This is a genomic window from Sandaracinaceae bacterium (genome assembly GCA_020633055.1).
GTDB lineage: Bacteria > Myxococcota_A > Polyangia > Polyangiales > Houyiibacteriaceae > JADJJE01.
This window is the reverse complement of the sequence record JACKEJ010000013.1, coordinates 103,895-124,214: the sequence shown is the minus strand read 5'-3', so window position 1 is coordinate 124,214 and position 20,320 is coordinate 103,895. Positions and strand designations below refer to the sequence as shown.

Here is a 20,320-nt window from a genome sequence, read left to right as displayed (position 1 = left end):
GGCAATGCGGCGGCGGGGACGTCAGCGCGCCGTGCCGTGCCGGGCCTGACCCGCGCGGGCGAGGCGCGCGTCGCGGCGCCAGATGAGGCTCAGCGCGTTGCCGCCCAGCAGCACGTAGGCGCCCTGCCACTCGAACACGTGCGCCACGTCCACGAAGGGGAGCATGGCCGCGGGCGCCAGCAGCGGGGCGACGAACGCCAAACGCCGGTCGATGACGGTGGCCGTCGCGATGAAGAAGAACACGTAGACGGACGAACTCAGCGCGACCGCGTGCATGGGCGGCAGGCCGAGCAGCATGGCGAACAACCACACGATCCCCGCGCCCACGAAGCACACCGCAAGCAACCAAACCACGCGTCGGTCGATCTGCGTGGCGTGCAGGGTGCGGCGGACGGTCCAGATGACGCCCCCGTAGATGAGCCAGGTCAGCCCGACGTTGGTGAGCAGCGCGGTGTACGTGAGGGGGAAGGCACCCGAGCGCACCACGGCGCCGACCACGAAGAACCAGATGCCCCAGCCGACCGCCACGAACGCGGCGACGTTCGAGCGCACGTTGGCGTAGCGCAGCATGTCCTCGTGCGACCCGAGATCCTCCAACATGGCTCGCTCCCGCGCCATGGCCTGCTCCTGGTCCCGCGCCGCCTCGACTTGGTCGAGCAGGTCCATGTCAGGAACGGGCAGTCGCTCCAGGGCGGCTGCGGCGGCACGCCAGTCTCCAGCGCGCAGGGCCCGACGCACGCTGACCCGGGCGAGCGCATGCTGGGCCTCGCGCGCCCGGGGGTTCTCGGGCCAGCGAAGAAGCGCCTCGTCGAGCCCGAAGCGGCACTCGTTCTCCACACGTCGCATGGCGTGCTGACTCTCCGCGTCGCTCGCAGGGCGCGGGAGATCGTCCGTCAACAGCGCGAGGCGCCGCAGCGACTCGTCCAGCAGGTCGTTCACGTCGCGGTGCTCGATGAAGTGCTCGAGAGCGAGGCGCAGCTCCTCGGCGCTGCCGTAGCGCTCGTCCAACGAGCGCGCCATCGCGCGCTGCAGGATCGCTTGGAGTTCCCGCGGTACGCTGCCAGCGTAGGCCCGCGGCGCGCACTCGTAGGCCTGCTGGAGGGTGTCCACGAGCGTGTCTCCGCGGTTGGGTGCCACGCCGGTCACCACGCGGTGGAGCGTGGCCCCGAGCAAGAAGATGTCGGTCTCCGGGGCGAAGACGCTTCCGAGCCCTGCAGCCTGCTCTGGCGAGAGATAGCCCGGGGTCCCGACGACGGTCTCGACGTCCCGCGCGAGCGGCAGGAAGGGCGCCGAGTCCGCTCGGAACCCCGTCGCGAGCCCCCAGTCCAGCAGATATACCTCGCCGTGCCGCCCCACCATCACGTTGTCTGGCTTGAGGTCGAGGTGCAGCACACCCTGCGAGTGCGCGAAGTGTACGGCACGACAGACGCGCGTGAGGACGCGCAGGTGGAACAGGAGCGGGTCCCGCGGATCGCCGCCGTAGGCCTGCAGCAGCTCGGGGTCCTCCAAGAGCGCGCGCAGTGACACACCATCCACCCGCTTCATGACCAGCAGTGGGTCACCCCGATCGCTGCACAGCGCGTGTACGGGGATGATGTTGGGGTGCTCCAGGTTTGCGCTGACCCAGGCCTCCCGCAGGAACGCCGCGAGGCGCAGCTCACGCTCGGGCGACGCGTCGGGGTGCACCTGCTTCACGGCCACCGCGCGACGCAAGACCACCTGAGTTCCCTCGCGCACCACACCCATCCCGCCGCTGCCGATCACGGCTCCCTGCACCACGCCGCCCTCGTCGGGGTCGCCGAGAGCGTCCAGCTCGCCGCTGCGCAGCGCGTCGTGTGTAAGCGACGTATCCAGGCTGGGGCGTCCGACCGTGCCGCGCTCGTCGGGCACCAAGTCTTCCGGCTTGATGCCATGCGCGCGCCACGCCTTCACGAGCGTGCCCGTGTCCAGCGAGGCGAGCGTGGCGCGGATGTTGGCGCTGGTCTCACGCGCGCTCATGCGGTGGTCTCCGCGGCGCTCGGCTTCCACCAGAGGTAAGCGAGCCCCGTGCCGCCCAGCGGACCGAGGGCGGCCGTCGCCTCGAATACGTACGCCGGGTGCATCGCGCCCACGGTCGCGGGGACCATCATGACGAACGCCACCCACCACGTGCGCGCGTCCAGGATGGCCGCGACGGTCAGGGCCGCGAGGACATAGGCCGCCCCCGCCAGGGCCGCCGCAGAGCGCGGAGGGACGTCCAGTAACCACGCGCCGATCCACAGCACGAGCGTCTGCCCGAACGTGGCGAGGATGACCGTCATGGCCCGCCGGTTCACGGCGGTGCTGGTCAACGAGCGATGCCCTCCAGCCGCGAGGAACGCGAAGAACAACAGCGCGGCCACGCTGACGTTCGCGATGAGCGCGCCGTGCGTGAGCGGGAGCACCCCGCTGCGGTCGAGCGCCCCCGCGCACAGGTTCCAGAAGAGCCACAGCAACCCACCGCCACCCGCGAGACCGATGCGCACGCGCCGGTGGGTGTCCGCGTTCTCGTCGGCGGAAAGGGCCCGGAGGCTCTCGAGCCGCACCACGTCCTCTTCTGCGGCCCGCTCGAGCGCGGTCACCCGCGCCGCGAGGGCGGGGCTCGGGGTGGGGTGGTCCTGCACCGCGGCGCGGCCCGCCTGAACGTCGATGCGCTGCTCGGCGCGCTCCAACAGCCACTCGCACAAGCGAGCGAGCCCGCGAGCGGCGGCGGGCGACTCCGGCCACAGACGGAGCGCCTGCTGGTACGCGAAGCGGCACGCGTCGATGCGCACCTCCACGTCGAGGTCGTCGCTGGCGAGCGCCCCGTCGAGCAGCGTTTCCCGCAGCGCGTCTCCACGGGCCGTCAGCGTCAGCGCCGGGCGATGTGTGAGGAACGCCTCGAGCGCTTGCCGCAAGCTCTCCACGTCCGGGTAGCGGTCCGCCGGGTCGCGCGCGAGGGCCCGTAGCGCGACCTCACGTAGCTCGGCGGGGATGTGATCGCCCAGGGTCGGCGGGGCTGCTTTGTGCGAACTCAGCAGCGACGCCACGACGGGCCCCGGGTGCAGCAGCTCCCCCGTCAGAACCTGATAGAGCACCGCGCCGAGCAAGTACACGTCAGTCGCGGGTGTCAGCGCCGCGCCCACCCCCTCGGCCTGCTCGGGGGAGAGGTAGCCCGGTGTCCCACACACGCCGTCGATGCTCTCGCGCGAGCGCAAGAACGGCGGCGCGCGCTCGGGGTCGAAGGCCGTGGCGAGGCCCCAGTCGAGCAACACCACCTCGCCGTGCGCGCCCACCATTACGTTGTCGGGCTTGATGTCCAGGTGCAGCACGCCGCGTGTGTGGGCGAAGTGCACGGCGCGGCAGACCTCGATCAGCACGTGCAACGACGGGACCCAACGCTCGCCGACGGCGTCCAGCGACGGTCGCCGCGCACGTTGCCCCGGTGCGTCCGGGTCGTGCTCGTCCTCGAGGATGTCGCCCCATACGCGGCCCTCCACGCGCTTCATGACGATCAGGGGCTCGTCCCCTTCACGCGCGAGGGTGTGGATGGGCAGGATGTTTGGGTGCTCGAGCGACGCGGCCACCCAGGCCTCACGGAGCATGGCGCCACGGCCGCTGACGGCGTTCTCGCGCAGGGCACGCTTGACCGCCACCTCGCGTCGCAAGCGGTGCTGCAGGCCGTGCCGGACCTCGCCCATCCCGCCGCGGGCGATGGGCTCGCCGAGCGACACCACGCCCTCCGGCACCCCTGAGAGGGCATCCGGGGGAAGCTCGTCGTGGACGCGCCCGAGGGTCGCGTCCAGATCGCCCCGCTGAGCGCCGATGGTCAGCTCGCGCCAGCGTGCCGCGAGGGTCGGCTCGACCGTGCTACCTGCGAACAGGTCGGCTTCGGACGCGTCGCGGGTCATGGGAACACTCTCTGCGGGGGAGCCGTTCTCGGCGGCGGGGGGCATGGGCTTGGTGAGCTTACGGACCCGCTCGCGCCAAGTCGACGGTTGTCGGCGTGTCGCGGCTCCGGACGTACCGGTCGCTGGGTGCGGCGGCATCACCCGCCAGACGGGTTGGTGTCACGTTCCACGCGCTGCACGCTCCGATCGGCCTCCGGGCAGAGGGCGCTCCTGCCGTGCTCCACCTCGGCCCACCCGGGGGGCGCCGCGTGGTCGGGCGCTTGCGCGAAAGGGCCGTGGACGACTCGCACGGGGCGCGGGAATGGAATACAACCCCGCCCGTGCCCAAGACTTCCCGAGAGATCCGCAACGCCTTCCTGGACTTCTTCGCCGAGCGCGGCCACGAGCGCATGGCCTCCGGCCCGCTGGTGCCCGCCAACGACCCGACGCTGATGTTCGCCAACGCCGGCATGGTGCCGTTCAAGGACGTCTTCACCGGCAAGGACATCCGCCCGTACAAGCGCGCCACCTCGTCCCAGAAGTGCATCCGCATCAGCGGCAAGCACAACGACCTCGAGAACGTGGGCGTGACCGCCCGGCACCACACCTTCTTCGAGATGCTGGGCAATTTCTCGTTCGGCGACTACTTCAAGCGCGAGGCCATCCAGTACGCGTGGACGTTCTTCATCGACGTGCTGAAGCTGGACCCGGCGCGCATGGTGGTGACCGTCTTCGGCGGCGAGGACGGCCTGGCGCCGGCCGACGACGAGGCCGCGGCCATCTGGAAGGACGTCACGGGCTTCCCGGACGAGCGCATCATCCGCTGCGGCGCGGCCGACAACTTCTGGCAGATGGGTGACACCGGCCCTTGCGGCCCCTGCAGCGAGATCCACTACTGCCTCGGCACGGACGAGGTGGACCCGCGCAAGTTCGGCGAGGAGCCCACGCCCGACGGACGCGGCTGGTTCGAGCTGTGGAACCTGGTCTTCATGCAGTTCGACCGCCAGAGCGACGGGCGCCTGGTGCCGCTCCCGGCGCCCAGCATCGACACGGGCGCGGGGCTCGAGCGCGTGTGCGTGGTCGCGCAGGACGTGCTCAGCAACTACGACACGGACCTGCTGCGCCCCGTCGTGGACCTGGCCTCGACCATCAGCGGCAAGCGCTACACCGCGTCGCAGGGAGAGGACGACGTGTCCATGCGCGTCATCGCGGACCACGCGCGCACGACGGCGTTCCTCATCTCGGAGGGCATCTTCCCGGACCGCGTGGGGCGCCCGTACGTGCTGCGTCGCGTGATGCGCCGCGCCATCCGCCACGGCCACCGGCTGGGCATCGGCGAGCCCTTCCTGCACGAGTGCGCGCTGCGCGTGGTCGAGGACATGGGCGACATGTACCCGCAGCTGCGCGAGCGACGCGACCTGATCGCGGACATCACGCGCCAGGAGGAAGAGCGCTTCCGCGCGACGCTGAAGCGTGGCCTGGATCTGCTCGACACCAACAGCGACTGGGCGCAGGTCGGGGGCCAGAAGACGCTGCCGGGTGCGACGGTCTTCAAGCTCTACGACACCTTCGGCTTCCCGGTGGACCTGCAGGAGGTCATCGGTCGCGAGAACGGCTTCGGCATCGACCAGGCGGGCTTCGACGCCGAGATGGCCGCCGCCAAGAAGCGCAGCCAGGGCGGCAAGCTCAACGACAGCGAGGCCGTGAGCAAGGTCTACCACGACGTCGCCAACACCCATGGGCAGACCGAGTTCGTGGGCTACGCGCACGAGGCGACCAAGGCGCGCGTGTTGGCACTGGTGAACTCGGGCGAGCTGGCCAGCGTGCTCGGCACCGTGGACCCCGCCGTCATCGACGCCCTCGAAGAGAGCGACGCGCCCCCGCAGGCCGTGGTGCTGGACAGGACGCCCTTCTACGCCGAGAAGGGCGGGCAGGTGGGCGACCAGGGCGAGCTGCGCGTGGGCGACGCGGTGTTCGTCGTGACCGATACGCGCGCGCCGGTGGACGGGCTGCACGTGCACGTGGGCTACCTCAAGAGCGGCGCGCTGAAGGTCGGCGACGAAGTGGAGGCGGCGCTCGACGTGGAGCTGCGCAACGCTACTCGCCGGAACCACAGCGCCACGCACCTGCTGCACTGGGCGCTGCGCGAGGTGGTCGGGCCGACGGCCACGCAGAAGGGCTCGCTCGTGGGCCCCTACCGCCTGCGCTTCGACTTCAGCGCCACGCGTCCGCTGACGCCCGGCGAGCTGGGCCGCATCGAGGACCTGGTCAACGGCGCCGTGCTCGCCAACGAGGCCATCACCACCGACGAGCTGGCCATGGACGCGGCGAAGGCGGCGGGGGCCATCGGCATCTTCGAGGAGAAGTACGGCGACGTGGTGCGCATGCTGCGCATCGGCCCCTCCCTCGAGCTGTGCGGTGGCACGCACGCGCGGCGCACGGGCGACATCGGGCTGTTCAAGATCCTGAGCGAGAGCGGGTTGGCGGCAGGCGTCCGGCGCATCGAGGCCACCACGGGCCTCAACGCGCTTGCGCACCTGCGCGACCTGACGGGCGAGCTGGACGCGGCGGGCGCGCTGCTCAAGGCGTCGCCGCTGCTGGTGGCCGACAAGGTCAAGAAGCTGATGGACGGCGAGCGTGAGCTGCGCCGCGAGATCGAGCGCCTCAAGCAGCAGCTCATGCAGGGCGGCGCGGGCGACCTGAGCGCCTCGGCGCGCGACATGGGCGGCGTCAACGTGCTCGGCGCGGTGGTGCCCCTCGGCGATCCCAAGGCGCTGCGCGAGCTGGCGGACCAGCTGCGCGACAAGCTGGCCCCCTCGGTCATCCTGCTGGGCTCGCCCACGGCCGATGGCCAGAAGGCTCTGCTCGCGTGCTCGGTGAGCAAGGACGCCATCGGTCGCGCCAAGGCCGGCGACGTGGTCAAGCACGCGGCGGCCATCGTGGGCGGCGGAGGTGGCGGGCGCCCCGACTTCGCGCAGGCGGGTGGCTCCGATCCGAGCAAGCTCGACGAAGCGGTGGCCTCCGTCTTCGCGCTCATGGGATAGTGCGGCATGGTGGCTGGACAGAAGCGCGTGAAGGGCGGCCTCGTGGCTGGCTACCTCGGGACCCTGCGCGCGCGTCAGAAGGTCATCGACCTGGTCACGAAGCTTCGTCCGGGGCAGCCGCGCCTCGAGTTCTACTGGCGCGCGGACGACGCCTACAGTCACGTCATGGCGCAGCTGGTGGCGCGCCTCGTCGAGGCCTACGCGCTGGACCTCGAGGTGGTGGTGGTGCCCGCCGCCGCCGCCGAGGTGGACCCCGAGCCGCAGCTGCGCGCGGCGCACGCGGTGCGTGACGCGCAGGCCCTCGCGAGCTTCTACGACCTGTCGTTCTCGGCGCGCTCGGTCACGCCGCGGCCCGACCGCGTGCGGCGCGCCAACGCCGTCGCGCTGCTGCCCCGCGAGCCGCGCGAGCATCTGAGCGTGCTGCTGCGCGTGGGCGAGGCGCTGTTCGGCGAGGGGGGCGCGGCGCTGTCCGAGCTAACGCGCACGGCCGGTGCGGTGGAGGGCACGCTCGTCACCTCCACGCTGGAGGCCAACTACACCCGGCTGCGCGAGCGAGGGCACTACCAGTCGGCCACCCTGCGCTATGGCGGCGAGTGGTACGAGGGGCCGCACCGTGTGCGCAACCTCGAGGAGCGCCTGCGCGTGCAGCAACCCGACGCGCCGGGCGCGGCGACGGATTCCGTGCTGCGGGAGCGCGCACCCAGCTGGCTCCCGGTCGCCTCACCCGGCACCCCACTCGAGGTGTGGTTCTCGTTTCGCAGCCCCTACAGCTACCTGGCGGTGATGCAGCTCGAGGCGCTTCGGCGGGCCGGTGCGGCGCCGAGCGTAGCGCTGCGGCCGGTGCTGCCCATGGTCATGCGCGGCCTGCAGGTGCCCACGGTGAAGAAGCTGAACCTGCTGCGCGACGCCAAACGTGAGGCCGACCGGCTGGGGATCCCCTTCGGCCACATCGTCGACCCCGTGGGCGCAGGCGCCGAGCGCTGCATGGCCGTCTTCGCGGCGGTCGCTCCCAGCGGCCGGGGCCTCGACTTCGCGGTCTCCGCCACGCGCGGGATCTGGAGCGAGTCGACGGATGTGGCGAGCGATGCAGGTCTGTACGCCGTCGCGGCGCGCGCCGGCATCGAGGCCGCCGAGGTGGACGCCGCGCTCGGGGACATGGCGCGCGGCCTGGCGCTGGCCGACGCCAACAGGATCGCCCTGAACGAAGCGGGCCTGTGGGGCGTACCCTCGTTCCGGGTGGGGGAGTTCTGCACGTGGGGTCAGGACCGACTGCCGCTCGTGCTACACACGCTCGGTCTGCCGCGACCTGCAGACTCCTGAGGGTTACCTCGTCGGGCCGGCCCCTTGGGCTCGTGAGCAGGGCGCGCGGGCGCCTGTCGCGTCGGCGCCCGGTCCGCGGAATCAGCCGAAGAGCTTCTTGAAGAAGCCCTTCTTCTCGCCGCCGTCCTCACCCTCGCCCGAGGTCTCGTCCGTGGGGCGCGGCTCGTCGACCGAGGTCGCCATCGCCTGAGCCATCTCCTCGGCGCTCAGCCCGGGACCGTCCAGCTCGGTGCCCGTTCCATCGCCTTCGCTCGGGCCCTCGTCGATGACGATCTCGAAGTCGTCCACCTCGAGGATGTCCAGCTCGTCGCTGAGGTCTTCGAACGACTCGCGCCCCGCGTCCAAGGCGGCCGCGGGGAGCGCAGGCGGCCGGACGCTGTCCGACGGAACGGGGGGAGGGACCGTCTTGGGTCGCGGTGGGGCAGGCTCTGGCGGTGGTGGCGCCGCAGCGCCCGTCGAGGCATTCGTCGAGCTCGCGCGTCCAGAAGCGGCACCTTCCTCCAGCTCGAGCAGCGTGGCGAGGTCGGCCAGCGCGCTCGGCGCGTCCCCTCCCAACGCAGGGCCCTCGCTGGTGACCACGTCGGACAGCTCCTCCTGCGGTGCGTCGAACGCGTCGGTGCCCAGGTCCCCGAAGAGGTCAGCGCCGAAGATGTCCGTGTCGTCCGAGGGGGTCGGGTCCCCGAGGCCGCTCGCGGGCAGGTCGTCCATGAGGTCCGTCAGGGGGCTGCTGCCTTGGCTCGGAGCGTCTGCTGCGGCTGTCGTCGCGGGGGGCGCGGCCGCCTTCGAGCTCTCCTCGTCGTGCGCGCGCTGGGCGGCAGTGACCGCGAGGGCCTCGGCCTCACGCTGCGCGCGTTGGGCGGCAGCGGCCTCGAGGGCCTGCGCTTCCCGCTGAGCGCGCGCCGCCGCAGCCGCTTCCCGCTCCTGCGCTTCCCGCTGGGCCCGCTCTGCACGCTCGGCCCGCGCGGCGTCCTGCTCGGCGGCGAGCGCAGCCACGCGCGCCTCGGTCTCTGCGCGCGCCGCCGCCGCCGCCGCAACACGCTCCGACGCGATGGAGGCCACCTCCGCCGCTCGCGAGGCCGCCTGCTGCTTCGCGGCGTCCAGCACGGCGTCCAGCCCTGCGACGTCGGCAGCCAGCGCCTCGAGCTCGGCGTCGACGGCGGCGAGGTCCGTGCTGCGCGCGCCGAGCACGCGGGAGCGCACGTCTTCGAGTGCAGCGGGGTCCGTGGTGAGGGCGTCCAGCTCGCTGTCGAGCTGGGCCAAACGTTCGGCGAGGGACATGGACGCACAGGGTCCCACTCTTCCCCGTTCGCGTAAAGTCGGGTGTGCATGCCGAGCGCCTTGCGCCATGCTGCGCGCATGCTGCGGTTGGTCTCGGGTCCCCTGAACTACTCCTCTTGGTCCATGCGCCCTTGGCTCGCCCTCCATCACGCGGGCGCGGCCTTCAAGACGCACACCATCCACCTCTTCACGGCCCCCGACTGGCGCGACGAGGTCCTCTCGTTTTCCGGAGCGGGCAAGGTCCCGATCCTGGTGGACAGGAACCTCAGCATCCACGAGTCACTCGCCATCTGCGAGTACGTCGCCGAGCTGCACCCGGAGGCGCAGCTGTGGCCGGCCGACCGCGCGCTCCGGGCCCGTGGTCGTGCCATCGCGGCGGAGATGAGCAGCAGCTTCGGCGCGCTGCGTGAAGAGATGCCCACCAACCTGCGTGCCCGACGCGCGGCCCCGCGTCCGCCCAGCGAGGTCGCGCAGCGCGACATCGACCGCGTGTTCGACATCTGGCGCGCCAGCCTGGCCACGTCGCCCGGCGAGTTCCTGCTGGGCGCGTTCAGCATCGCGGACGCCATGTACTTCCCCGTCTTGTCGCGCTTCCGCACGTACGGCGTGCCCCTCCCGAGCGATGTCTTGGGCTGGGCCGAGCGCATGTGGGCGCACCCCTCCGTGGTGGCGCTCGAGGCCGAGGCCGTCCACAGCGAGCCGCTCCCCCGCTACGACGCGCTGCTATGAACGCCCCTGCGGACTGTCCTTGCGGACGCGGCGCGCCCTATGCCGCGTGCTGCGCGCGCTTCCACCAGGGCGCCGAGCCGAACGAGCCGCGTGACCTGATGGCGTCACGCTACGCGGCGTTCGTGCTCGGCGATGCCGCGTTCCTCTACAAGACGCTCCATCCCCAGCACGACGAGCACGCGCATGGCCTCGAGGCGCTGGCGCGTTCCGTGCGGGCGCAGAAGCAGGTGCGCTACTTGGGGCTGACCATCCTCGACGCCCGCCCGGCGGACACAACGGGCGCGGCGACCGTACTGTTCCACGCTCAGGTGCGGGCGCGCGGGCGTGACGTGAGCTTCGTGGAGCTCAGCTACTTCCTCCATGACGGCACGGGCTGGCGCTACCTGGCGGGGGAGACGCGCCCCGCGCGCGACATGCCTCGTTGGCGCGAGGCCACCATCGACAGCTTCGCTCAGGGCTGATGCACGCGGCGCGCGCCGTAGCGTTCGCGCAGGGTGCGCTTCAGCACCTTGCCGCTCGGCCCGAGGGGGAGCGCGTCCGTGAACACGTACTCTGCGGGGAGCTTGTTCTTCGCGAGGTGCAGGCGCGCGTGCTCGGTCAGCTCGTCCGTGCTCGGCGCCTCCCCTCGCGGCACGACCACGGCCACGACCTCCTCGCCGTAGTAGTCGTCGGGCCGCCCGATGACCGCCACCTCCAGAACGCTCGGGTGCAGGCTGAGCGCGTCCTCCACCTCGGAGGGATACACGTTGGCCCCGCCGCGCAGGATCAGGTCCTTGAGCCTATCCACCAGCACCAGTTGCCCGTGCGCGTCGAGGCGCCCCAAGTCTCCAGTGCGCAACCACCCTTGCTCGAACACGGCCGCAGTCGCCTCGTCGTCGTCCAGGTACCCGGCCATCACGTTCGCGCCGCGCACCCACACCTCGCCTTCGCTGCCAGACGGCAGGTCATGGCCCTCGGCGTCTCGGATGCGCAGCTCCACTCCCCACACGGGGGGGCCCACGTGCTCGGCGTCGTCTCCCACGCGCCCGTCGTCGACGGTGGAGAACGTCGCCTCCGTCAGCCCGTAGCCCTGACGCACGGGGCAGCCCAGTCGTGCGGCGGCGCGTCGACGAAGCTCGGCTGGCAGCGGCGCGCCGGCGGAGAGCGCCGAGCGCAGGCCGCGCGCCACGGGTCCTCCTCCGGGGGTGCCCGTCCAGGCCGCAAACATGGTCGGGACGGCTGGGGCCCACGTCACGCGCCCCGCGTCGAGCGCGGCGAGCGTCCGTGCACGATCGAAGCGCGGGAAGACCAGCACGGACGCTCCCGCGTACAAGGGCGCGAGCACGCTCATGCGCAGGCCAAACGAGTGCGTGAAGGGGAGCGCCCCCAGCACCACGTCGTCCGCGCTCAGCTGCAGTGTGTGGTGCACCAGCGCGGCCGTGTGCGTGAGCAGCGAGGCGTGCGTGATGCGGGCCGCCTTGGCACCCCCGGTGGTCCCGCTGGTGAAGAGCAGCAGCGCGTCGGCGCTGGAGTCGAGATCGACCGGGACGTCGGTCGGCCAGTCGCCGTCGCGCGTGCGCGCGGTCAGGTCCGCGTTCGTCCCTGCTGCAGTCGTCACCAGGGCATCGACGCGCAGCACCCCGAGCTTCGGACAGGCCCCCTGCACCAACGGCTCGCGCGCCTCGTCCACCAGCGCCGCCGCACACGAGGCGCGCTGCACGCGCAGCGCCACCTCGGCGGGCGCCGAGAGGATGGGGATGGGCACGACCGTGCAGCCTGCGTAGCAAGCGCCGAAGAAGCCCGCCAAGAAGCCGTCCCCATTCTCGGCCGAGAGCGCGACGCGGGCTCCCTGCGGAAGACCTCGGGACAGGAGCGCGCGCGCCACGCTTCGCGAGGCGGCGTCCAGCTCGCCGTACGTGAGCGTACGGTCCGGGCCATGGCCCGCAGCGTCGACGAGCACGCAGGCGACCCGCTCGCCATGTCGCAGGGCGCCTTGGCGCAACACTTGTCCTATCTGGAAGCCCACGCGCGGAGTGTAGTGACAATCGCTGCGAGGGCGAGGGCGACGGGGGTGCCGCCCGGCACCTGCGCCATCAGCGACCGAGGAACACCAGTGCCATCCAGGTGAGCTGAGCGAGCGACAGACACACTGCGAGGAACACGGTCTGCGTCACGCCCCGTCCTGGGGTCGCCTCGCGCCGTCGGGGCGACGCTCCCAACAGGGCAGGGCGCCCCACCACGGCCAGCGCGACCAGCGCCAGCAGCACGACCCATGCGCACCGTGTGCTCGCCGTGCCGCGCAAGACGCGCTGCGCCACATCGTCGTCCAGTCGGTAGCCGTCGGGCGCCAGCGTGAGCACGTATCCGACTCCACGCCCCCTAGGCTGCGACGCCTGGGGGACGGCGTCGTCCGCACACAGGGTCACCTGCACGCGTGCGCGCTGCGACGTCACCCAGGCCCACCGCGGCTCCCGCGCGACCTCTCCGCCCAGCCCCCGGGCCAGCGCGACCGCGCCAGGACCGCCGCCATCGTCCGTCTCGAGCCACAGCGTGTCCCCCGAAGCGCGCGCGCGGAGGGGGGTCCCCACGATCGGCCCAGGGAGCGCGACCCGTGCGGCTTGCCCACGCGGAGGACACATCCCCTCGCGTCTCGCTGGCGTGGACTGTGTGACGAGGAAGAGCATCGCCGCGACCATCATCGCGGAGGTGAGCGTGGCTCCACCGAGCGCCCGCTGCGCACGTCGGCGGATCGTCCACGCCTCGTCGTGCAGCGCCTCGAGCGCCGCGGCGTGGGCCTGCGTCGCCGCGGCGACGCGCGTCCTCAGGCGCCCTGCTGCCCAAGGAGCGCCTAGCACGCCCAGCGCTGGCAACCCCCACGCGGCTCCACCCAGCGCGAGCGCGAGCGCCGCCCCGAGCGCTGGCGCCTGCAGCGCGGCATGGAGCCGGAGCGCGTCACCCAAGGCCGCCTTGCGCGCCTGCGCGTCGCGATGAACCAGGCGTGCGATGCCGAGTGCGCGCTGGCCCAGCGTCCTGGCGCCATGTTCGGCGTCCGTCGACCACAGCCACCACGGCGCCTCGGGCACGAGCCACGTCAGCGTCGCGACGACTACCGCACTCGCCACGAGGCCCAGCAGCGCAGCGTGTCCGGCGACGACCGGCCGCAAGCCCTCCAGCACCAGCGCGAGGAGCAGCCCGTGCAGTGTCCATCCCGCCACCCACAGCGCCGCACGGACAACGCGGGGGGTGCGGGCCTCGCGGCGCGGCGGTGGCTCACGGTCGGTCACTTGCGGATTCTACGGGTTCGGTCGCCGGACTCCAGCGTCGCGGCCATCGAGCCGTCGTCGTGCGCGTCGTACGACCTCGCTCAGCGTCGAATGGTCAGCGTGTCCAGGCCCGGCTCGGCGTCGACCATGCGCAGCTCCGCTTGGGCGGACCACGACAGACAGGGGGTCTCTGGGCGCAGCGGCACGACGCCCACGAACGCGTGGCACTCGAAGGCACCGTAGTGTTCCGTGTTCATGGGGACCCCTCGCTCATGAGCGGCAGGTTACCATCGTGGACCGAGGAGGTGCCGACGCGCTCAGGCGGGCGGCGCGAGTTGCCCGGACGCGTCGATCCCGGGTACAAGTGCCCCCTGGCTTCGCATGACCACTCCTGGCACGACTCCCCTCAGTACGCCGCCTGCCGGCGCCGAACCCACTCCCGAGCAGCGCCACCTGATCGAGCGCTTCGGCTGCACGTTCCAGGCTGGCGCCGAGATCTTCGCAGAGGGGGCGTTGGCCGATGCCTGCTACCTGCTGCACGAGGGCCGCGTGCGCATCCTCAAGGACGTCCGTGGCGCGCCGCGTAGCCTGTCGGTGCTGCGCGCCGGCGATCTGTTCGGCGAAGACGCGCTGCTGCCGCGCGCGCGCAGGTCGGCCTCCGCCGTGGCGCTGGTGGACGTCCAGGCGCTGCGCCTCGAGCGGGACGCGTTCGACTCGCTGATGCAGAGCGACCCCGCCATCACGCAAAACGTCCTGGCTCAGCTGGTGCGGCGCCTGCGCGACGCAGAGGAGCAGCTCGAGAACGCCATGCTGCGGGACCACCCCTCGCGCGTGGTCAACACCCTGCTGCGCATGTCCGCCAGCGCGGAGGTCGCGGCAGAGGGCCACGTGCTCCACATCTCACCGCTCGAACTCTCGAGCCGCGTGGGCCTCGATGTGGAGGCGGTCAAGCGCACCATCCAGCAGCTACGCGATGGAGCGTACCTGCAGATCGTCAACGAGCGGATCGTGCTGCCCGACCTCGAGGCCCTCGCGCAGCTCTACCAGCTGCTGGGGGTCAAGGAGGAGGTGCGCGGCGGCCCCGCGTAGGTTCACGCTGGCATCTCGCACGCCCCGGGCGTAGAACCACTGGGCCGCGCGTCGGCCCTGTCCTCCATGAAGTCTTCGTCTCCCCGCTCCCCGCTCGTGTCGCTCGTGCTCACCCTCTCCGTGAGTCTCGCGGCGTGTGGTGTCCGCGGGACGAGCACGCAGAACATCGAGCAGGCCCAGCGCGAAGTGCAGCTGGCCACCGCTCTCTACATGGAAGAGGGCCGCGTGGCGGAGGCCATCGAGCACCTGCGCGAGGCCATCGAGCTCGACCCGGAGAGCTACGACGCGTTCACGGTGCTCGGCACCATCCACTTGGGTCAGGGTGACGTCTCGGCGGCCGAGGGGGACTTCCGCCGCGCCATCGACCTGATGGTCGAGCAGCACGCCGCCGGCCACGACATCGCCACCGCGCGCAACTACCTCGGGGCCACGCTCATGGCGCAGTCCCGATTCGAGGAGGCCCTCGAGCCCATCACGCTCGCCGCGAACGACGAACTCTTCCAGACTCCGCACGTCGCGTGGGGCAACCTCGGCCTCTGCTATCTGGAGCTGCGCCGCTATCCGGAGGCGATCGCCGCTTTGGTCCGCTCGATCGAGCTCGGGCCGCGCTTCTGCACTGGTTACTACTGGCTCGGCCGAGCCTACTTCGAGACTGAGCAGCTCGAAGACGCGGAGATCGCGCTGGTCCGGTCCGTCGAAGTCGATCCCTCTTGCAGTACTTCGCCGCGTCTGCAAAATGCATGGCGGTTGCGCGGGGAAGTCCGCGCTCAGCTTGGTTATCGTGATGACGCGCTCGCCGACTTCGAGCGGTGCGTCGAGCTAGGTCCGAACAGCCCAGACGGGCGCGCGTGTCAACGTCAGCTAGACGCCACGCCGTGATGCCCCCACACTCCGAGCAACCTATGGAATCCATTGGCCAGACGCTCCGCAACGAGCGCCAACTGAAGCAGCTCTCCCTCGAGGAGCTGGCGCAGACCACGCGCATTCCAATCAAGTCGCTGCAGCAGATCGAGGCGGACGACTTCGCGCAGCTGCCGGGAGACGTCTTCGTTCGCGGGTTCGTGCGCTCCTATGCGAAGGCGCTGGGGATGGACAGCGATCCACTCCTGCAGCGCATCGAGGCGGACCGTCGTCAGCAAGACCAGCTGGCCGTCGTCGGCCTGGTCGGTGAGCCCGAGCGTGCGCGCCGTGTGGGCGTGGCCGTGGCCATGATCATCCTGCTGTTCCTGTTCACCCTGGCGCTCTCCATCGTGTTGCGCCCGCGTCGCCACGACCGCCCCGCCGAGCTCTCACAGGCGCCGGCTCAGGTGTTGGAGACGGTCGCCATCGGGTGACACCCACGCGAGACGGTGCAGTCACCACCCGCGCCGTCGTGCTCAGGCGCGTGGACTACCGCGAGAGCGACCGCATCGTCACGCTCTTCACCGAGTCGCTCGGCAAGGTGGGCGCCATCGCGCGCGCTGCGCGCAGCAGCCAGAAGCGTTTCGCAGGTGGGCTCGAGAGCCTGTGCGTGGTGGAGGTGACGCTCGAACCCGGCCGGGGTGAGCTCTCGACGCTGCGGGAGGCGCGCCCCGTGTTGCCCTGCCTCGCGCTCCTCGCCTCACTGGAACGCATCGAAACGGCAGGTGCGGGGCTCGAGCTGGTCAGGGTCTCCCTCGCCGACCGGCACCCCGAGCCCGAGCTGTTCGAACACGTGGTCCAGTTCCTCCTGGACCTCGACGCCGGCGTCAGCGTCCCGACACGCCTGCTGCGCTTTCAGCTCGACGTGCTGGACGCGCTGGGTCTGTCCCCAGAGCTCGAGCAGTGCGCCCTCTGCGGCAAGGCCGTGCCAGCGGCGAGGGTGGTCCTTTTCCGGGCGGCGGCAGGTGGGGTCGTGTGCCGCGCGTGTGGTGGTGGCGCGGTGCGCGTGTCGGCAGCCACACGAGAGGCCCTCCTGGCGCACCGGCGCGGAGACGAGGAGGGCTCGGATGCCTGGCCCTCGGACCAGCAGGCCGAGGCGCGCGCGCTCATCGCTGCCCTGCGCGAGCAGCATGGCCTGCGCGCCCACCCTCGCTGAGCAGCTCAACGAGGGAACGTGCGCGTCATGATGTCGTCTTCCCTACACGCCTCGCCCAGCGCACGCAGATAGGCGAAGCCGTACAGGCCGGTGTTGTGGCCGTCACCCCAGATGAGCTTGATGGCGTACTGACCGACCTCGCTGACGTCGACCAGCCGCAGGTCACCACCGTCCATGAACGAGATGGGTCCCGAGTGCCCCTGGCACCCCGCGCACGGGCAGAAGCCGCGTAGGTAGCGGTGTGGCAGGATGGTCGTCGCGCCGTCCTCCCAGTCGATTTCGAGCTGCACGGCACCGATGGGTGCGCGCAGCTCCACGGGGGATGTGGCGGGGGTCGGGGCGTCGGCGGTCATCTGCACCACATGCCCAAGCTCGCCGCGTGGCGCAACCCATAACGGCGCAGGCTCGGCAGGCGATCCACGGGCGCGATGGCGCCGCGAGCGCTTCCGTCGCCCGACGGCCTGGCGCGCGCGGCCTCACGCGCGCAGCCCGGCGCCCACAGGCTCCCGCAGCCTCTGGTGCCACGTGTCCCCGAACTTTGGCTCGCAAGTCGCGCTCGCCCCGCGGAGTCTGGTACGCTCGTCCCCTCGGAGCCACAGTGACCCAGCGCGTTCTCGTCGTCGAAGACAGCAGCGCCATGCGCGCGTTCGTACAAGCCGCCCTCGAAGTGTCGGGCGATGTGTTGGTGACCCAAGCCAGTAGCGGCTTCGAGGCGCTGCGCATCCTCCCGCGGGAGTCCTTCGACGTGGTGGTCGTGGACATCAACATGCCCGACATCAACGGGCTCGAGCTGGTGTCGTTCATGCGGCGCAACGAGGCGCACCAACGCACCCCCATCATTCTCATCAGCACCGAGGCGGGAGAGCGCGACCAAGCGCGTGGCCTCGCCATCGGCGCCAACGCGTTCCTGAGCAAGCCCTTCACGGCGGACGCCCTACGCGCCCTGGTGGCGGAGCTGCGCGCCAAGGCGGAGGCCTAGCGTGAGCGACAACGTCCGCGACGAGTTCCTGGCCGAGGCCCAGGAGATCATCGAGAGCCTGTCGCGGGATCTCTTGCTGCTCGACCAGGCCCAGAAGGAGTCGGGCGGCGACCCCGATCTGGTGAACGAGGTGTTCCGCGCGGTGCACACGCTCAAGGGCATCGCGGGCATGTTCGGCTACCACCAGCTCGGCGCGGTGGCCCACGCCCTCGAGGACCTGCTGGACGACCTCCGGCTGGGCCGGGTCGCGCTCAGTCAGGAAGTACTCGACGTCCTGTTCGAGGGCGTGGAGAATTTTCAGCGCCTGCTCTCCGACGAGGAGAACGCGCTGGCGGGGGTGAACCTCGACGCCTACGCCGCCAGCATCGAGCGTGTCTCCGGCAAGGGCCGCGCCGCGGTGCACGATCCGCTCTCGGACTACGACATCGATCCGGGCGTGATGGCGGTGCTCACGGAGTACGAGGAGCACCGGCTGCGCACGAACCTGCAGCAAGGGCTCACGCTCTACCGGCTCCACGTGCGCTTCTCGCTCGCTTCCATCGACACGCTGCTCGAGGACCTCAAGCGTCGCGCCAAGCCGGTGGCAGAGATCATCACCTACCTGCCCTCGATGGACGGCGGCGACGGCGACCACATCGAGCTCGACGTCCTGCTGGCGAGCGGTGTCTCCGCCGCCCAGCTGTCCGAGGTCCTGGACGCGCGGGACGAGGCGCTCCGCGTGGTGCCCCGCGTGCGCGGGGGGTCGCGCACGCAGGTGGACACGCCCGTGCCCGACGGTGGCTCGGACACGCCGATCCCCGACGCGCCCATCCCTGCCCCACCCGTGCCGCGCGAGCTCAACGACGCCGCGCGTGGCGAGGACCGCGGGCACGACCGCGACGTCACGGCCGACCAGCTCTCCCTCCGCTCGGTCGCCAACACCGTGCGCGTCGACATCCGCAAGCTGGACCACCTCATGAACGTGGTGGGCGAGCTGGCCATCGTGCGCAGCTCGGTGGCGCGCCTGACCGAGCGCATCCGCCGCAGCCCCGAGCTGCGGCACCTGGCCCTCGAGCTCCACCGCGTGAACCGGGGCTTCGAGCGGCACCTCGAGGAGCTTCAAGACGGCATCCTCGACGTGCGCATGGTCCCGCTGGGGCAAGTGTTCGACAAGCTCGCGCGCATCGTGCGGCAGGTCGCCCGCGAGCACGAGAAGGAGGTGCGCCTCGTCGTCACCGGCGCGGAGACCGAGGTCGACAAGCTCATCGTCGAGGAGCTCAGCGACCCGCTGATGCACATCATCCGCAACGCCATCGACCACGGCATCGAGCCGCCCAAGGCGCGCGAGCTGGCGGGCAAGCCAGCGACGGGCACGCTCGCGCTGAATGCCTTCCAGAAGGGCAACCACGTCCTGATCGAGATCGAGGACGACGGGGCGGGCATGGACGAGGCCAAGCTGCTCGAGGCTGCGGTGCGCAAGGGCATGATCTCGCGCGAGCTGAGCAGCGAGATCTCCCGCGAGGAGGCCTTCAACTTCATCTTCGCTCCGGGCTTCAGCACCAGCGCGGCCGTCACGGACATCTCCGGCCGCGGCGTCGGCATGGACGTGGTGAAGACCAACATCTCGCGGCTGGGTGGCGTCATCGACGTCCAGTCCGAGACGGGCATCGGCTCGAAGTTCACGATCACCCTTCCGGTGACGTTGGCCATCATCAGCGCGCTGCTCGTGCGGGTGCGCGATCGCTGGTATGCGCTGCCCATCACGTCAGTGCAGGAGGCCATCGCGTTGGACGAGCACGCCGTTCGCACCGTAGAGGGCCGCGAGGTGCTCACCTTGCGCGGTAGCACGCTGCCGATCTGCCGGCTCGAGCGCCTCTTCGATCTGGCCCACATTCCCCGTGTGGACGCCGGTCGGCAGTACGTGGTCGTGTCGGCCCTGGGCCATCGTCGCCTCGGCTTCGTGGTGGACGCGCTCGCCGGTCAACAGGACATCGTCATCAAGGCGCTCGGCCCGAGCCTGCGCGACATCCGCGGCTTCGCGGGGGCCACCGACCTCGGCGACCAGCGGGTCGCGTTGGTGCTGGACGCGCCCGGCCTGCTGGAGGAGGTGCTCTCGGGCAGTGAGGCGGCGCGCATGAGGGTGCGGGCATGAGCGACGCGATGGCGCGCAGCAAGACCATCATGCCGGGCGCGATCACGCCCAGCGCGACGCCCACATCGGATCCCGATGCGCTGCGTGAGTACCTCGCGTTCCAGCTCGCCGACGAATATTACGCTCTGCCGCTGGGCGCCATCCGGGAGATCCTCAAGCCCCCGGCCATCACGCCCGTCCCACGCACGCCGGGACACGTGCTCGGCATCATCTCGGTGCGCGGCCGCGTGACCACGGTGTTCGACCTGCGCCGCAAGCTGCGCGTGGCCGAGGCCCCCCACGACAAGCACACGCGCGTGCTGCTGGTGGACAAGGGCGACGAGATCATGGGCCTCCTCGTCGACCGCGTGCTGCAGGTGTATCGCCTTGCGCCCGACGAGATCGAGCTCTCCGGTGTCGTCGCGGGCGACATGAGCGAGTTCGTCCACGGCATCGGGCGCCCGCGGGTCAACCGCACGCGCGAGATGCGCGGCGACGTCGCCACCGAGTCCGACATCCTCATCCTCCTCGAACCCACGCCGCTGCTACGCAAATGATCGTCAAGCACACCGGACAAGCGTCACGT

The 20,320-nt window shown here is 71.2% G+C and carries 18 protein-coding genes; 11 read left to right on the top strand and 7 right to left on the bottom strand.

Annotated features, from left to right (window positions below):
* Positions 1–21: 21 nt before the first annotated feature.
* Positions 22–1,998 (bottom strand): protein kinase, encoded by a 1,977-nt coding sequence (locus H6726_28535; GenBank protein MCB9661627.1) that lies wholly within the window; start codon positions 1,996–1,998, stop codon positions 22–24.
* Complete coding sequence (locus H6726_28530; protein ID MCB9661626.1) at positions 1,995–3,908, bottom strand: serine/threonine protein kinase; 1,914 nt, start codon at positions 3,906–3,908, stop codon at positions 1,995–1,997. Before H6726_28530 ends, H6726_28535 begins: the two co-directional genes overlap by 4 nt.
* 320 nt (positions 3,909–4,228) lie before the next feature.
* Here H6726_28530 and alaS point away from each other — a divergent pair, with 320 nt between their 5' ends.
* Both alaS and H6726_28520 read left to right on the top strand, forming a co-directional pair.
* Positions 4,229–6,931, top strand: coding sequence for an alanine--tRNA ligase (gene alaS / locus H6726_28525; protein MCB9661625.1), 2,703 nt, complete (start codon positions 4,229–4,231; stop codon positions 6,929–6,931).
* A gap of 6 nt (positions 6,932–6,937) precedes the next feature.
* On the top strand, positions 6,938–8,251 hold the full coding sequence (locus H6726_28520) for a DsbA family protein (protein MCB9661624.1): 1,314 nt from the start codon (positions 6,938–6,940) through the stop codon (positions 8,249–8,251).
* An 81-nt stretch (positions 8,252–8,332) separates the two neighbouring features.
* On the opposite strand, the gene H6726_28515 is transcribed toward H6726_28520, so the two are convergent.
* The gene (locus H6726_28515) at positions 8,333–9,529 is read right to left on the bottom strand and encodes a hypothetical protein (protein MCB9661623.1); all 1,197 of its coding nucleotides are present in this window, start codon (positions 9,527–9,529) and stop codon (positions 8,333–8,335) included.
* Positions 9,530–9,607: 78 nt separating this feature from the next.
* On the opposite strand from H6726_28515, the gene H6726_28510 reads away from it, so the two are divergent.
* Positions 9,608–10,258, top strand: coding sequence for a glutathione S-transferase (locus H6726_28510; GenBank protein ID MCB9661622.1), 651 nt, complete (start codon positions 9,608–9,610; stop codon positions 10,256–10,258).
* Entirely contained in the window at positions 10,255–10,719 is a 465-nt protein-coding gene (locus tag H6726_28505) for an SEC-C domain-containing protein (GenBank protein ID MCB9661621.1), read from the top strand. Before H6726_28510 ends, H6726_28505 begins: the two co-directional genes overlap by 4 nt.
* On the opposite strand, the gene H6726_28500 is transcribed toward H6726_28505, so the two are convergent.
* The 3 genes from H6726_28500 to H6726_28490 all read right to left on the bottom strand — a co-directional run bounded on the left by H6726_28500 (position 10,710) and on the right by H6726_28490 (position 13,757).
* Complete coding sequence (locus H6726_28500; GenBank protein MCB9661620.1) at positions 10,710–12,263, bottom strand: AMP-binding protein; 1,554 nt, start codon at positions 12,261–12,263, stop codon at positions 10,710–10,712. The two genes, H6726_28505 and H6726_28500, sit on opposite strands and share 10 nt — an antisense overlap.
* 67 nt (positions 12,264–12,330) lie before the next feature.
* The gene (locus tag H6726_28495) at positions 12,331–13,521 is read right to left on the bottom strand and encodes a hypothetical protein (GenBank protein MCB9661619.1); all 1,191 of its coding nucleotides are present in this window, start codon (positions 13,519–13,521) and stop codon (positions 12,331–12,333) included.
* A gap of 80 nt (positions 13,522–13,601) precedes the next feature.
* Positions 13,602–13,757, bottom strand: coding sequence for a hypothetical protein (locus tag H6726_28490; protein ID MCB9661618.1), 156 nt, complete (start codon positions 13,755–13,757; stop codon positions 13,602–13,604).
* A gap of 124 nt (positions 13,758–13,881) precedes the next feature.
* Here H6726_28490 and H6726_28485 point away from each other — a divergent pair, with 124 nt between their 5' ends.
* The 4 genes from H6726_28485 to recO all read left to right on the top strand — a co-directional run bounded on the left by H6726_28485 (position 13,882) and on the right by recO (position 16,645).
* Complete coding sequence (locus tag H6726_28485) at positions 13,882–14,589, top strand: Crp/Fnr family transcriptional regulator (GenBank protein ID MCB9661617.1); 708 nt, start codon at positions 13,882–13,884, stop codon at positions 14,587–14,589.
* A gap of 66 nt (positions 14,590–14,655) precedes the next feature.
* Positions 14,656–15,468, top strand: coding sequence for a tetratricopeptide repeat protein (locus H6726_28480; GenBank protein MCB9661616.1), 813 nt, complete (start codon positions 14,656–14,658; stop codon positions 15,466–15,468).
* A gap of 23 nt (positions 15,469–15,491) precedes the next feature.
* The gene (locus H6726_28475; GenBank protein MCB9661615.1) at positions 15,492–15,923 is read left to right on the top strand and encodes a helix-turn-helix domain-containing protein; all 432 of its coding nucleotides are present in this window, start codon (positions 15,492–15,494) and stop codon (positions 15,921–15,923) included.
* Positions 15,920–16,645 (top strand): DNA repair protein RecO, encoded by a 726-nt coding sequence (gene recO / locus H6726_28470; GenBank protein MCB9661614.1) that lies wholly within the window; start codon positions 15,920–15,922, stop codon positions 16,643–16,645. The genes H6726_28475 and recO overlap by 4 nt, the downstream gene beginning before the upstream one ends.
* 5 nt (positions 16,646–16,650) lie before the next feature.
* Here recO and H6726_28465 read toward each other — a convergent pair whose 3' ends face one another.
* Positions 16,651–16,998, bottom strand: a complete 348-nt coding sequence (locus H6726_28465) for a DUF971 domain-containing protein (GenBank protein ID MCB9661613.1) — start codon at positions 16,996–16,998, stop codon at positions 16,651–16,653.
* On the opposite strand from H6726_28465, the gene H6726_28460 reads away from it, so the two are divergent.
* From H6726_28460 to H6726_28450, 3 genes are read left to right on the top strand one after another with little or no spacing between them, the layout of a single operon-like run.
* The gene (locus H6726_28460) at positions 16,968–17,624 is read left to right on the top strand and encodes a response regulator (protein MCB9661612.1); all 657 of its coding nucleotides are present in this window, start codon (positions 16,968–16,970) and stop codon (positions 17,622–17,624) included. The two genes, H6726_28465 and H6726_28460, sit on opposite strands and share 31 nt — an antisense overlap.
* Before the next feature lies 1 nt (position 17,625).
* Positions 17,626–19,755: a chemotaxis protein CheA gene (locus H6726_28455; GenBank protein ID MCB9661611.1), complete on the top strand. Its 2,130-nt coding sequence runs from the start codon at positions 17,626–17,628 to the stop codon at positions 19,753–19,755.
* Positions 19,752–20,291 (top strand): chemotaxis protein CheW, encoded by a 540-nt coding sequence (locus H6726_28450; protein MCB9661610.1) that lies wholly within the window; start codon positions 19,752–19,754, stop codon positions 20,289–20,291. Before H6726_28455 ends, H6726_28450 begins: the two co-directional genes overlap by 4 nt.
* The last annotated feature ends 29 nt before the right edge of the window (positions 20,292–20,320 follow it).